We start from the raw sequence: 13,664 nt of genomic DNA on the forward strand, positions 1-13,664 counted from the left end.
CCCCCACGAACACCCGCTACGGCTCCATCACGGGAGTCATCGTGGGGTCGCCGTCGATCGGCCATTCCACACGCCAGTGCCACCCGGGCAGGACCTCACCGGTCTCGGCTTTGATCTGGACCCCCTCCGGATCGAAATCCACCGAGGTCTCGCGGATGCCGGACGAGGGGTCGCCCTGATCGTCGAGCCAATAGGTCACCGTGTGATCCCTCTTCGCAGCCACGGCCGCTCGTGCGCCGCCCGCGGTGCATGCCCAGTAGCTCGCGGTGACGGAATTGCTCTCGGTGTTGAAGACATCTGCGCCGGGCGCGATGGAGAAGTCGAGGAGCGTCGGTGGTTCCTCGCACTCGATAGCTGCCACCACTCTCTGGCGATCATCCGCGAGCTGCTGCATCGTCCCGGCACCAGGGCCGACGATGAGAGTGTCCAGGTCGCTGGCATCGACCGATGTCTGCAGTCTCGCGCGCTCACCCGCCCAGACCACGCTCGTGGTCACGGTGACCTGTCCGCCACCTTCGGCGCTGTGCACATCCGTCTGCAAGCCGATCTCCGTGGTGTCCGCGCCCACGCACTGCGCCTCGGCCCGCGGCGCGGGCGTCGAGACGACGGGGAGAACACAGTGGTGACCGGAGCTGGGAGAGCCGGCGAAGTAGTCCATCCCGTTCAGGGCTCCCACGTAGTTCCACGTCTCCCACCCCTGCTCTCGCGCGATGTCTTCGCCGATTCGCAGCGTCTGCGCCATCGTGCCGGGAGGGGCAGGAGCGGTCGAGCGGCCCGCGACGAACGCCCCCGCAAGCGCCGCCACCAGAGCGAAGGCCCCGAGGGAGGTGACGATGATTCGCCCCCGGCGCGGCGGCGGATCGCTCTGCATCACCGGCCGGGCAAGCGTCGTCTCGGAGGATTCGTCGAGGCTGTCGAGGAGCTCATGCAGGTCATGCGCCCGTGCCATCGTGTCCGGCGACGGAGTTGCTGAACTGGCATCCTCCGCCCGCCGGGTCAGCACATCGAGTCGTCGCAGTTCCTCGGCGCCCAGGGCATCTCCATGACGGAACACCCGCCGTTGCAGCTCGCGCAGTTCCCGGGCATCGTCGTCGCTGAGCATGGCCCCATCCTCGCTTACGCCGAGCCGGGATGGCGACTCACCGTGGTGCCACGGCCGCCCGTCGCGTCGCCGCGGAGATCTCACGCCGGGTCCAGGTGAAGTGGAAACGCGGGTCGTACTGCGGCGCGCACTTGACGCACGAGGCGAGCCGCGTGGGCTTGCGATGACGGTAGGCGAAGTGCCCGGCGGGGCAAACGCCGACCCACGGGGCCAGCTCGTTCGCAGTCTCACCGTGGTGGGTGGTGCCCCCGACGTATCCGAGTTCGCGCGCGACGCGCTTCCAGCGCGGCCCGTGACCGGCGTCCGGCCCAGCCAGCGCATGCGCCACCTCGTGCAGCAGCGTCTGATGGTTGGTGTCGTCGTCGTACCGGGCGGCGAGGTAGCGGGAAACCGAGATGCGCTTGCGGTTGTAGTCGCAGAGTCCCGCACGACGCTTCGCGTTGTCGAAAGCGAAGGACCAGGACGGATCCAGATGGATGCGGATGAGCGCGTTCGCCCAGATCTCCACGCGTCCCAGCTCCGACATGCTCTTCAGCCTACGTCCGGCGTCCGACATCCGGATCGGCCCCGCCCGACGGTGTTCCCCGCGGGGGCGCCCAGTGCCCGCTGGCTAGACTGACTGCAACCCCACCCGCCTGATGAGAGCAGAGCATGAGCGATTTCGCACCGTCCCCCGCCGGCGTCCTGTGTGTGGGGGAGACCATGGGTGTGGTCACCACGAGTGACGCCTCGCCGGTGGTCACCGGAACCAGCTTCCTGCTGGAGACCGGTGGGGCTGAATCCAACGTCGCAGCGCATCTGGCGACCCTCGGGGACGAGGCCGCCTGGTTCAGTGCGCTCGGTGCCGACGCCGTCGGTGAGCGCATCCTGCGGCGCCTGCGTGCGGCGGGCGTCGATGTCTCGCTCGTCCGGGTCCGCGACGGAGAGCGGACCGGGCTGTATCTCAAGGACCCTGGCAACGGTGTCGTCTATTACCGCGCCGGATCCGCCGCGAGCCGGCTCGGCGCCGATGATGCGCGCGCGGTTCCGATCGAGCGGTTCCGTGTGCTCCATCTCTCCGGAATCACGCCCGCCCTGTCTGGGTCGTGCCGTGAGTTCGCCTCGGTGCTCATCGAACGCGCTCACGAGGCCGGCGTCCTCGTGAGCTTCGACGTCAATCACCGTGCCGCCCTCTGGCCCGACCTGAAGACCGCTTCCGACGTTCTCCGGGACTTCGCTGAGCGTGCCGATATCTGCTTCGTCGGACTCGATGAGGCTCAGGGGCTGTGGGATGTCGAGACGCCCGACGATGTCCGGGCCCTGCTCGATGAGGTCCGTATTCTCGTCGTGAAGGACGGCCCGATCGGGGCGACCGAGTTCGACGGCGAGTCGGAGACCTTCGTCGCCACCCCACCCGTCGAGGTCGTGGAGCCCGTCGGCGCGGGCGACGCCTATGCATCCGGCTGGCTGCACGGATTCCTTCGCGGACAGACGGCCGAGGAGCGCCTGCTCACCGGTCACGTGCGCGCTGCGCGCACGCTGCGGTCGGCCGGAGACCTTCCCGACGACATCCCGCGCGGCTGAACGACGACATCCCGCGCGGCTGAACACCGCTCGCGCGGCTGAGCGCAGGGCAAGACCCGCTTCGGCGACGCAGACAGGTGCGTGTGTCCCTCTCCCTCCCAGGTGAGGGCGGGTTCGGCCGCTCAGCGAACGGCGGCGTCCTCGGCGTCCAGCGATCGGCTCTCGACGGCGTCCAGCGATCGGCTCTCGACGGGGCGCCGGATCAGTGATTCGCGGCGAGCCGCATCGACCCGCGGCTTCTGCGCGGGTGCATCTCCGGCCGACAGCCGGGCTTCCAGCGCGTCGGCGACCGGAGTGGCCTGGTGCGCGCCGTCCTGCGCCCAGCGACGATCGGCCGCGTCCACGTACATCAGGATCGACTCCAGCTCGCTCTCGTCCGCCCCGGCCTGCTGACGCAGGAAGAGCGACTTCTTGAAGTCGTGACGCGCGAGGGAGTAGTCGGCGTTGTCGAAGTGGAGCCGGCCCCGATGCTGTACCGCGAAGGCGGCGATCCCGGGCCAGCCCTGACCCTCCGCCTCCTCGGCGCACATGGTCAGCTCCTGCTCCGCCGCGATGCTGCCGCCGCGGGAGTGCACCACCGTGGCGTGCAGGATGCGGGCACGCAGGAGGTCCTTTCGCGTGCCGCCCATCCGTGCCTGACGGACCGACTGCTCGGACACCTTCAGTGCGTCGTCGAAACGACCGAGCACCTTCAGCAGCCAGACGCGCTCCAGGAGAGCGGGGAGGCTGCGCTGGGCGTTGATCTCCTCCAGCCGAGCCTCGCACTCCTTCGGGTCGATCAGCTCGCGCAGGGTCTCGGGGTCGTACCCGCGGATCATGCTCACTCGTCGCTCCCTTCCCGATGGCGCCGCTCCTAGTGTGTCAGCGCTGCGCCGTGTGACCCCTGTGGCACACCGATGACATGTTTCGTCGTGCGCAAATGGCTCCAAACTGGGGCGAGTGGGAGCGATCTGCGCACGATGAAGGCGATCAGCGGTCGAAGATCGAGGCGTTGGGCCGCGGGGAGGCCACAGCATCGGCATCGGTGACCGGCAGCGCACCCGACGCGAGCTGATCGACCTCGCGATCCGTGGCGATCTTCGCCGGATGCGGGCCCGCGGCCAGCAGCCGGGGAAGCCAGTCCGTGGGCAGCGGCCGACGCGACGCCGCGAGCACGAGGTTGCCGAAACGACGGCCCTTCAGCACCTGTGCCTCGGCGAGCACGGCGACATGGGGGAGGACCTGTCGGAGCGTGGCGATCTGACGGCGCGCGTAGGCGAGTCCCGGTCCGTCGGCGACGTTGACGAGCACGACGCCGTCGGAGGCCAGGAGCTTCGCGACGGAGGTGTAGAACTCCACAGAAGTGACGTGTGCGGGAGTCTGCGCTCCCGCGAACACATCGCTCACGACCAGGTCGACCTGACCGAGGATTCCTCCGGGGAGCTTCTCCACACCGGCTCGGGCATCGCCGATGCGGACCCGGATCGCCGCACCGCGGGGCAGCGGAAGGTTCTCCCGCACCAGATCCCAGAGGCCGGGCTCCAGCTCGATCACCTGCTGGCGGGAGTCGGGCCGGGTCACGGCGATGTAACGCGGCACCGTGAGCGCGCCTCCGCCGAGATGCACGGCGGTCAGCGGCTCACCCGCCGGCTTCAGCACGTCGATCACCGCCCCGATCCGGGCGATGTACTCGAAGTGCAGGTGCGTGGGGTCGTCGAGGTCCACGTGCGACTGGGGCGTCTCGTCCACCAGCAGCTCCCAGCCGCTGGTGAACTCGCTGCGAGCCACGCGCGCGAGGGTGCCATCGCTCAGCCGCACCCGCGGGGAGTCGGGTTCTTCTCTGCTGCGTCGTGCCACTCTTCGAGGGTACTCGTGCCCTCGGGACAGGCGCCGGTGAGCATCCGGATCCGTCGCCCGGGAGCGCGTTTCTGTGCGCGGGATGACCCTCGAGCCGGCCCGGTTCCCGCTCGCCGATGCACTCCAGCCGACATCAAAACCCCCGGAATCGCGCGCGTAGACTGGTCACCGGCGGCATTCTGCCGGAGTGTCACGAATTTCCACGCTTGATAACGATCCTGAAAACTTTTTGTCATTTCGGCCTGCGATCCGTAGACTCACGAGAAATGTAAGTGCTCCTAACAAAGCACGACCACAGCCTCCCGGACCGCCCGGGTTTCAACGAGGAGACAAACGTGAACAAGCGCATGCTGACCGTCGCCGCTTTCGGCGCAGTCGCGGCCCTCGGCCTGACCGCCTGCTCTTCCGGTTCCACCGGTGCCGGCGAGGCCACCGTGAACCCTGAGGACAACAAGGACGTGACCCTCACGGCCTGGATCATGCAGGGCACCAACCCCGACTCCAGCGCGTACCAGGAGAAGGTCGCGGCCGCATTCAAGGAGAAGACCGGCGCCTCGGTCAAGTTCGAAGAGGTCCAGTGGGCCGACGGACACGACCGCTTCGTCACCAGCATCGCCGGTGGCACCACCCCCGACGTCGCCGAGACGGGCACCACCTGGACCCCGGAGTTCGCCGACGCCGGCGCGCTGCTGGAGCTGGACGACTACGTCGACTCGGTCGACGGTCTGAAGGAGGACCTGGTTCCGGGTCTTGAGGAGGCCGGCACCTACGACGGCAAGCTCTACGGCATGCCGTGGTACGCCGGTGTGCGCTCCATCATCTACCGCGCCGACATCTACGAAGAGCTCGGCCTGTCGGCTCCCAAGAACTGGGACGACATCATCAAGAACGGCGAGGCCATCAAGGCTGCGCACCCGGAGATGGCCGCGTTCGCGGTTCCCGGCAACGCCGAGTTCCAGGTCTACCCCTGGGTCTGGGGCGCCGGCGGCGAGGTCGCCGTCAAGGACGGCGACAAGTGGAAGAGCGAGCTCGACTCGGCGAAGTCCGTGGAGGGACTGCAGTTCTACACCGACCTCGCCACCAAGTACGGCTTCTCGACCGCGGGTGCGACCACGTGGAAGGAGACCGACGTGCGTGACGCGTTCACGAGCGGCACGGTCGCCACGATGATCTCGGGCTCCTGGACCCCGAAGTCGCTGCTGGAGAAGAACCCGGAGCTCGAGGGCAAGATCGGCGCCGCGGTCATCCCGGCCAAGGACGGCGGCATCGCCGGTTCCGTGCTCGGCGGCTCGCACCTGTCGGCGTTCAACACCACCAAGCACCCGGAGCTTGCCTGGGAGCTCATCAAGATCATGACGACCGGTGAACTCGCCACCGAGTGGGCCAGCCAGACCGGCTACTTCCCCGGCGTCAAGAGCGGCATGGACGAGGCTCTGAAGTCGACCGACCCGCTGGTGGCCCCGTTCGCCGAGCAGATGGTCGACGGCGGCGCCTCGGTGCCCGTCACCCCGAAGTTCGGTGCGGTCCAGGCCAAGCAGACCACCAACACGATGATCCAGTCGATCCTCAGCGGACAGAAGGACGTCGCCACGGCGACGAAGGACGCCGCTGCGGAGATGACCGACATCCTCAACCAGAAGTAATCGAGGGCGCGCCTTGAGTTCCATTCAGGCGCCCGCTCCCGCCCCGGGCGCGGCGACTTCGGTCGCCGCGCCCTCGGGCGCCGGGCGTGGCCGACGCTTCATCACCATGGCCAAAGCACGGCCGTGGCTGCTTCTCGCACCCGCCCTGGTGATCCTCGGCGGCCTGATGATCTGGCCGCTGATCCGGGTCGTGATCATCTCGCTGCAGAACTACGGTCTGCGCGAGATCAACACGGGCAAGTCCAACTTCAACGGCATCGACAACTACGTCGAGGCGTTCAGCTCGCCCACGCTGTGGACCGTTGTGCTTCCCAACACCGTCGGCTTCGCGATCGTCTCGGTGCTCGGCACCGTGGCGTTCGGAACGCTCGTCGCCCTTCTCCTCGCCCGCCTCGGCACCACCTGGCGCACCATCGTGTCCAGCGCCATCATGGTGGCCTGGGCGATGCCCGCGGTCACCGGCACCTACGTGTGGACCTGGGTCTTCGACGCCGACAAGGGCCTCGTGAACTCGCTCCTCCAGGGTGCCGGGATCATCGACGGTCCCGTCAACTGGTTCACCAACCGCTGGTCGTTCTACGGCATCGTGCTGCTGAACGTCATCCACCACGGCTTCCCCTTCATCGCGATCACCATCCTCGCCGGGCTCCTCGGCGTCTCCAAGGAGATGCTCGAAGCCGCAGAACTGGACGGCGCGAACGCCTGGACGCGGTTCTGGCGCATCACCTTTCCCACCCTCAAGCCGGTCTTCTCCGTGGTCGTGATCCTTTCGACCATCTGGGACTTCAAAGTCTTCGCGCAGGTGTACCTCATGCCCGGCGGTGCCGGCTCCAACCGTGAGGTGCTGAACCTCGGAGTGTGGAGCTACATCGAATCCTTCGGTCAGAACCGCTACGGCTTCGGCTCCGCTCTCGCGGTGCTGCTCACGCTCGTGCTGATGGCCATCACCGCGGTCTACATCCGCACGCTCTTCAAGGAGGACCAGCTGTGAAGCAGAAGAGCCTCACCGGCAAGGTCGGGATCGGCATCGCAGTCGCCGCGCTCCTGGTCTTCACGCTGTTCCCTGTCTACTGGATGATGAAGTCGGCCTTCGACAAGCGCGCGGGCGACGGCGGCTCCTCCTTCCTGCCGAAGGAGTTCAGCTGGGACAACTTCGTCTACGTGCTCGGCGATGCCGGCTTCGGTCTGTACCTGCGCAACTCGCTGGTCGTGGCGGCCGTCGTGGTCCTCATCAGCGGGTTCGTCGCCCTGCTCGCCTCGGTGGCGGTGGCGCGATTCCGCTTCAAGTTCCGCACCACCATGCTGATGATGATCCTCGTCATCCAGATGGTGCCGCTCGAGGCCCTCGTCATCCCGCTGTTCCTGCAGGTGAAGAGCCTCGGCCTTCTGAACTCCCTGCTGGGCCTGATGGTGGTCTACGTCGCCCTCTCCCTGCCCTTCGGCATCTGGATGCTGCGCGGCTTCGTCGCCGCAGTTCCCGTCGAGCTCGAGGAGGCCGCGTATGTCGACGGTGCCTCGTGGTGGCGCATGTTCCGTTCGGTGATGCTCCCACTCACCATGCCGGGTCTGGTCGCCACCAGCGTGTTCTCCTTCATCACCGCCTGGAACGAGTTCATCTTCGCGATGACGATCCTCGGCTCGGAGAGCAACCAGTACACCGTGGCGATCGGTCTGAAGTCGTTCTTCGGCCTGCACTCCAACGACTGGGGCTCCATCATGGCGGCATCCACGCTGATCACCCTCCCGGTGATGATCTTCTTCGTGATCGTGCAGCGTCGCCTGAGCTCGGGCGTCGTGGCGGGAGCGGTGAAGGGATGACCTCTGAGGAAGACCTCCGCCGCCTGGCGAACGGTGTGCTGTGGCCGGGTTTCCTGGGCCGCAGCGCACCCGCCTGGCTGCTGGACGAACTGCGCGCGGGCCTGGCCGGCGTCGTCTACTTCGCGCAGAACGTCGGCGACGACCTGGAGCAGCTGAGCTCCGACCTGCGCGCCGCGAACCCCGCCATCCTGATCGGCATCGACGAAGAGGGCGGCTCCGTCACCCGCCTCGAGACGACGAACGGGTCCACTGTGCTGGGTGCCGCTCAGCTGGGGTTCCTCGACGACCTCGATGCCACCCGCGCCACCGGTGCCGAGATCGCGCGGCGCCTGCGCGCGGTCGGCGTCAACGCACAGCTCGGCCCGGACGTCGATGTCAACACCGACCCGCGGAACCCCGTCATCGGCGTGCGTGCGTTCGGAGACGACGTCGAACTCGTCTCCCGTCACGGCGTCGCCCAGGTCGAGGGCATCCAGGCCTCCGGCGCGGTCGCGGCGTGTGTGAAGCACTTCCCGGGACACGGGGACACACATCTGGACTCGCATCACGATCTGCCGACGCTGCGCCTCACGGAGGACCAGCTCGCCGAGCACCGGGCGCCGTTCATCGCGGCCATCGCAGCGGGCGTGGACATGATCATGACCGCGCACATCGTGATCGAGCAGTTCGGTCCGCTGCCAGCCACACTGAACGCCGAGATCCTCGGCGGGCTGCGCACCGACGGGTTCGACGGCGTCATCGTCACCGATGCGCTCGACATGGCCGCGATTCGAGAGACCTACGGGCTCGGGGCCGGTGCCGTCATGGCCCTGCAGGCCGGTGCCGACCTGCTCTGCATCGGCAACCCCACCAACCCGGGCGACGCCATGGCACCGGATCAGGACGAGCGCGACTTCTTCGCGGTCCAGTCCGCTGTGATCGCGGCGCTGCGGGACGGTACTCTGTCGCGTGAGACGGTGCAGGCTGCGGCGGATCGCGTCGCGCGGCTCGGCCGTCGACTCGCGTCCGCGGCGCCCGGCGGCGACGCCACGGTGTTCGAAGCGCAGGATCTCGCAGATCGCGCCGTCACGGTGCGCGCGGGAGAGGATCTGTCACCCGCGCCGTCTGCCGTCGTCCTGGACGCGCGAAAGCGCGCATCGTTCGCGGTGGACAGCGCCGCGTCGTACGTGTCCTCCGTCCTTGCCGCCGGCGGCACGGTGCTGCGGGTGGATCCCGATCGCGCGACGGACGCCGAGCGCACCGCCGCGGTCGCTGCCGCCCTCGCCGCGGGAGCGGCCCGGATCATCGTCCTCGTCGACCGCGTGGCCGTCGACCCGTCCCAGCGTGACGTCGTCTCGGCTGTCGCCTCCACCGGCGCCGACGCCGTGGTCGTCAACACGGGAATCCCCGTGGGAGACGACGCCGTGCACTGGCCGATCCCTCTCGTTCAGGTGCGGGCCTCGAGCCGTCTGGCCGCACGGGCGGCGCGACGGATCCTCGTCCGCGACTGAACCCGGAAGACAGCGGGCGCATCCCCTCGGGATGCGCCCGCTGTCTTCCGCGAACTTATCCACAGATGGGCCACATGCGGATGGCGGGCTCAGCCTGCCTGTTAGCGTCGGAAGACACGATCGGAGCCTGGGGGCACCCGATCGCCTTCCCGAACAGAAGGTCGGTGGACACCGGCCTTCGCTTGCGACGTTTTCCGTTCGCGTCGTGAGTGTCCGTTACTATCTGGGGGTTTTTCCATGCGCCGAATACTGGCGTCATCATTCATCGCTGCCGTTGTGGCCGCGGGAACCGCTCTCGCGGTGTCTCCCGCGGCGAACGCGGCCGAGCGACCGGTAGACATCACCAATCCGCAGGTGCTGCTCGGGGGCGTGCCCGTCGACCCGAGCACCCCGCTGGACACCGACGACGAGCTGCGCTTCCAGGCGGACTGGCACGTCGCCGGTCAGGTCAACGCCGGCGACACCTTCACGGTTCCGCTGCCGTCCAGCTTCGAGCTGGTGCAGTCCTCTCCGTTCTCGCTGATGGGCGAGAACGGCACACCGATCGCGCACTGCGAGTACCAGGCCACGGCCATCCTCTGCACCTTCCTGCCCGACGGCCCGTATCGGGACCCGCAGGGCGACATCTGGTTCGTCGGCACTCTGGAGCAGACGGCCGAGGGTGAGCCCGGGCCGGTGTGGGAGGTCGGCGGCGAGCCGATCACGCTCCCCGTGCCCAGCCCCGCTGGTCCCGGATCGTGGTACCCCGGATTCGGAACCGACAAGTCCGGCACCGGCGAGATCATCGACGGCAAGGCCGTGCTCACGTGGAACGTCCTGCTCTGGCCGGGCAGCAGCCCCGATGACGGTCAGGCCGTGCGTCGATTCGATGTGAGCGACACGCTCACCTCCGCGTCGCCGAACCAGCCCCACACCCTGGTTCCGGGGTCCTTCGAGCTCACGCGCTACCAGCAGGACCCTACCGATCCCACGAAGGGGCTCATCGAGACCCGCATGATCCTCCCGCTGGACGGCAGCTACACGGCGGGCTACCCGAACTACCTCGGTGAGACCTTCAGTGCACCGGTGGTGGATGATTCCGCCACCAGCTTCACCTTCTCGATCGACGACATGGCGTTCGGCTACCAGTACCGTCTGCGTTACACGTCGGTGGCCACCGGAGCCGTCTCCTTCGAGACCGACCTCTTCGCCAACGACGCTCTCGTCAACGGCGAGTCCAAGAGCGCCACCGTGACGCCGAAGGCGTTCGGCGGCGGTGGTGCCGACGCCGGTGAGTACACCTCTTTCGCAGTGTCGAAGCAGCTCACCAACAACTCCGGTGCGGTGCTCCCCGACAGCTACGAGCTCACGGCGACCTCCGGGGACGTCACCGAGACGATTGCGGTTCCCGCAGATGGCACGCTGGTGAACTCCGGCTACTACCCGGCGGGTGAACCCATCGTGCTGTGCGAGAACGTGCCTGCCGTCGACGAGGTCACCTGGAAGCCCTACACCATCACGGGCGAGGGGATCACCGGGCCCGACGCCAACGGCTGCTACACCCTGGTGGGGCCGGGCGGTCAGCGGGGCCAGATCGTGCTGACCAACATTGCGGAGGCCGTGACGCCGGAGCCGACCCCGACGCCCACCGTGACCCCGACCCCGGAGCCCACGGTGACGCCGACCCCGGAGCCCACCGTGACCCCGGAGCCCACCGTGACGCCGGAACCCACCGTGACGCCGGAACCCACCGTGACGCCGGAGCCCACCGTGACGCCGGAGCCCACCGTGACGCCGGAGCCGACGGTGACACCGGAACCGACCGTCACACCGGAGCCGACCGTCACGACCGAGCCCACGACCACCCCGGAGCCCTCCGCCACGACGCCTGACGCGCCTGCGGCCACTCCGGCCACCACGAAGTCCGCGCCCCACGGCACAGCGCTGCCGACCACCGGTGCCGACGGGAGCGTCCTCGGCGGCGGCGCGCTCGCGGCCGTCGTCCTGACGGTGCTGGGTGCCGCTCTGGTGATCGCGCGCCGACGCTCCACGGTCCGGTGAGTCCGGCTGTTCCGTTGAGCCGGCTCACTCCCTAGCCGACGGAACTGAATCACGAAAGACGTGCCCCGGAGCCGCGAGAGCGGCTCCGGGGCACGTCTTCTGTACGAGGGGCCTCGGAGTACCATGTCGCATGTTCGAGCCGTCAGATCTGGAAACTGTTCCGCAGCCGCCCCTCGCCGGTGTCAGGGTCCTCGACGTGTCCACGCTGTTCGCCGGTCCGCTCGCCGCCACGTTCCTCGGCGACTTCGGTGCGGAGGTCACGAAGATCGAGCACCCGCGCCGACCCGACGCCGCACGGGGGCACGGCCCGGCGAAGGATGGCGTCAACCTGTGGTGGAAGACGCTGGGACGCAACAAGCGCAACCTCACGCTCGACCTCAGCATGGCCGAGGGGGCGGAGATCCTGCTGCGTCTGGTCGCCGAGGCCGACGTGATGATCGAGAACTTCCGGCCGGGCACCCTGGAGCGGTGGGGGCTGTCACCGGAACGGCTGTTCGCCGCCAACCCACGCCTCGTGCTGGCGCGCGTGACAGCGTTCGGTCAGATCGGTCCGTACGCCGGGCGGCCCGGTTTCGGGTCGCTTGCCGAGGCCATGAGCGGGTTCGCCGCGCTCACCGGTGCCCCCGATGGCCCGCCCACCCTTCCTCCGTTCGGACTCGCAGACGGGATCACGGCGCTGGCCACGGCCTTCGCGGTCATGGCGACGCTGCGCGCCACCGAGCGTGACGGGGTGGGCCAGGTGGTCGACATGGCGATCATCGAGCCGATCCTCATGCTGCTCGGTGGTCAGATCACGGCATGGGATCAGCTCGGGATCGTGCAGCCGCGCACCGGCAACCGTTCCGTCAACAATGCACCGCGCAACGTCTACCGCAGCCGGGACGGTGTGTGGCTGGCGGTATCGACCAGCTCCCAGTCGATCGCCGAACGGGTGATGCGGCTGGTGGGTCGCGCTGACCTCACCGAGGAGAGCTGGTTCTCCACCGGTCACGAGCGCGCGCAGCACGCCGACGAACTCGACGACGCGGTGCAGCAGTGGATCGGTGCGCGCGACGCGGATGAGGTGATCTCCCGCTTCGAGGAGGTGTCCGCGGCGATCGCGGCGGTGTCCGACGTGCGCGGGGTGGTCGCCGATCCGCAGTACACTGCACTGGGGACGGTGACTCGCGTCGCCGACCCGGATTTCGGTGATGTGGCGATGCAGAACGTGCTGTTCCGGCTCTCCCGCACCCCGGGCTCGATCCGCTGGACCGGCCGGGCGCACGGCGCGGATACGCACGAGGTGCTGTCGGATCTCGGTCTCAGCGACGCCGAGATCCGCGACCTCACGCAACGGGGTGTCGTATGACCCGCCTCACCGGGCTCTACGTGCCCGGCGATCGCCCGGAACGGTTCGAGAAAGCTGTCAGCAGCGGTGCGGACCTCGTGGTGTTCGACCTGGAAGACGCCGTCCCGCCGACGGCCAAGCTCCAGGCGCGATCCCACGTGCTGGCCTGGCTGGAGCAGCATGCCACGACTCTGACGGTGGATGTGGAGGTGCGGGTCAACGCCGGGGACATCGACGATCTCAGCGCCCTGGCTGAACTCCCGTCGTCCGTCGGCGTCCGGCTGCCGAAGACCGAGGACGTCGGCCTGCTGGACGCGGTGAGCGAGCTCATCGGCCGCCGGCCGCTCACCGCGTTGCTGGAATCCGCCCGCGCCGTGCTCGAAGCCCGCGCCATCGCCGAGCACCCTGCGGTCACGGCGATCGCACTCGGCGAGAGCGATCTTCGCAGCCAGCTCGGGGGAGCGGAGCCCGTCCTGGACCACGCCCGGCTCACCGCGGTGTACGCGGCGCGGGCGGCCGGCCTCGACGCACCCATGATCTCGGTGTTCCCCCGGATCGCCGACGAACCCGGGCTCATCGCCGACACCCGCCGCGGGGCGGATCTCGGCCTGGTGGGCCGGATGGCGGTACATCCGCGCCAGCTCGCGCCCATCCGGGCGGTGTTCGCACCCACACCGGAGGAAGTGGCCTGGGCGCACGAGGTGCAGGCTGCCCTGCACGTCGGCGGGGTGGCGACGCTGCGCAGCGGGGAGATGGTGGATCCGGCGATGCAGGGCCGCGCGAACGCCATCCTGCGGGCCGCGGGCGAGAGCGGTTGACAACCCGGCCTCGGCGCCCCTAAGGTC

The 13,664-nt window shown here is 68.6% G+C and carries 12 protein-coding genes; 8 read left to right on the top strand and 4 right to left on the bottom strand.

Annotated elements, in window-relative coordinates; genetic code table 11:
* Positions 1–16: 16 nt before the first annotated feature.
* Both LQ566_RS09710 and LQ566_RS09715 read right to left on the bottom strand, forming a co-directional pair.
* Positions 17–1,102, bottom strand: coding sequence for a hypothetical protein (locus tag LQ566_RS09710; protein WP_231091485.1), 1,086 nt, complete (start codon positions 1,100–1,102; stop codon positions 17–19).
* A gap of 37 nt (positions 1,103–1,139) precedes the next feature.
* Positions 1,140–1,628: a SprT-like domain-containing protein gene (locus tag LQ566_RS09715; protein WP_231091486.1), complete on the bottom strand. Its 489-nt coding sequence runs from the start codon at positions 1,626–1,628 to the stop codon at positions 1,140–1,142.
* Positions 1,629–1,753: 125 nt separating this feature from the next.
* Here LQ566_RS09715 and LQ566_RS09720 point away from each other — a divergent pair, with 125 nt between their 5' ends.
* Positions 1,754–2,665, top strand: a complete 912-nt coding sequence (locus LQ566_RS09720) for a sugar kinase (protein WP_231091487.1) — start codon at positions 1,754–1,756, stop codon at positions 2,663–2,665.
* Between the two features lie 122 nt (positions 2,666–2,787).
* Here the strand turns inward: LQ566_RS09720 and LQ566_RS09725 are convergent, their stop codons facing one another.
* Together LQ566_RS09725 and LQ566_RS09730 are read right to left on the bottom strand one after the other, a co-directional pair.
* Positions 2,788–3,489: a hypothetical protein gene (locus LQ566_RS09725; RefSeq protein WP_308070788.1), complete on the bottom strand. Its 702-nt coding sequence runs from the start codon at positions 3,487–3,489 to the stop codon at positions 2,788–2,790.
* 145 nt (positions 3,490–3,634) lie between these two features.
* Positions 3,635–4,501 (bottom strand): spermidine synthase, encoded by an 867-nt coding sequence (locus LQ566_RS09730; protein ID WP_231091488.1) that lies wholly within the window; start codon positions 4,499–4,501, stop codon positions 3,635–3,637.
* Positions 4,502–4,836: 335 nt separating this feature from the next.
* Here LQ566_RS09730 and LQ566_RS09735 point away from each other — a divergent pair, with 335 nt between their 5' ends.
* From LQ566_RS09735 to LQ566_RS09765, 7 genes are all read left to right on the top strand, one after another.
* Positions 4,837–6,144 carry a sugar ABC transporter substrate-binding protein gene (locus tag LQ566_RS09735; protein WP_231091489.1) on the top strand — a complete coding sequence of 436 codons (1,308 nt, stop codon included), beginning with the start codon at positions 4,837–4,839 and terminating at the stop codon, positions 6,142–6,144.
* Between the two features lie 13 nt (positions 6,145–6,157).
* A complete protein-coding gene (locus LQ566_RS09740; RefSeq protein WP_372459796.1) occupies positions 6,158–7,135 on the top strand; it encodes a carbohydrate ABC transporter permease in 978 nt (325 codons plus the stop codon).
* Complete coding sequence (locus tag LQ566_RS09745) at positions 7,132–7,962, top strand: carbohydrate ABC transporter permease (RefSeq protein WP_231091491.1); 831 nt, start codon at positions 7,132–7,134, stop codon at positions 7,960–7,962. The genes LQ566_RS09740 and LQ566_RS09745 overlap by 4 nt, the downstream gene beginning before the upstream one ends.
* Positions 7,959–9,452, top strand: coding sequence for a glycoside hydrolase family 3 protein (locus tag LQ566_RS09750; protein ID WP_231091492.1), 1,494 nt, complete (start codon positions 7,959–7,961; stop codon positions 9,450–9,452). The genes LQ566_RS09745 and LQ566_RS09750 overlap by 4 nt, the downstream gene beginning before the upstream one ends.
* Before the next feature lie 237 nt (positions 9,453–9,689).
* Positions 9,690–11,492, top strand: coding sequence for an Ig-like domain-containing protein (locus LQ566_RS09755; RefSeq protein WP_231091493.1), 1,803 nt, complete (start codon positions 9,690–9,692; stop codon positions 11,490–11,492).
* Positions 11,493–11,622: 130 nt separating this feature from the next.
* Positions 11,623–12,840 carry a CaiB/BaiF CoA transferase family protein gene (locus LQ566_RS09760; protein ID WP_231091494.1) on the top strand — a complete coding sequence of 406 codons (1,218 nt, stop codon included), beginning with the start codon at positions 11,623–11,625 and terminating at the stop codon, positions 12,838–12,840.
* Entirely contained in the window at positions 12,837–13,637 is an 801-nt protein-coding gene (locus LQ566_RS09765; protein WP_231091495.1) for an HpcH/HpaI aldolase/citrate lyase family protein, read from the top strand. The genes LQ566_RS09760 and LQ566_RS09765 overlap by 4 nt, the downstream gene beginning before the upstream one ends.
* Positions 13,638–13,664 lie beyond the last annotated feature (27 nt).

The organism is Microbacterium nymphoidis (assembly GCF_021044885.1).
In the GTDB taxonomy this organism is placed as follows: domain Bacteria; phylum Actinomycetota; class Actinomycetes; order Actinomycetales; family Microbacteriaceae; genus Microbacterium; species Microbacterium nymphoidis.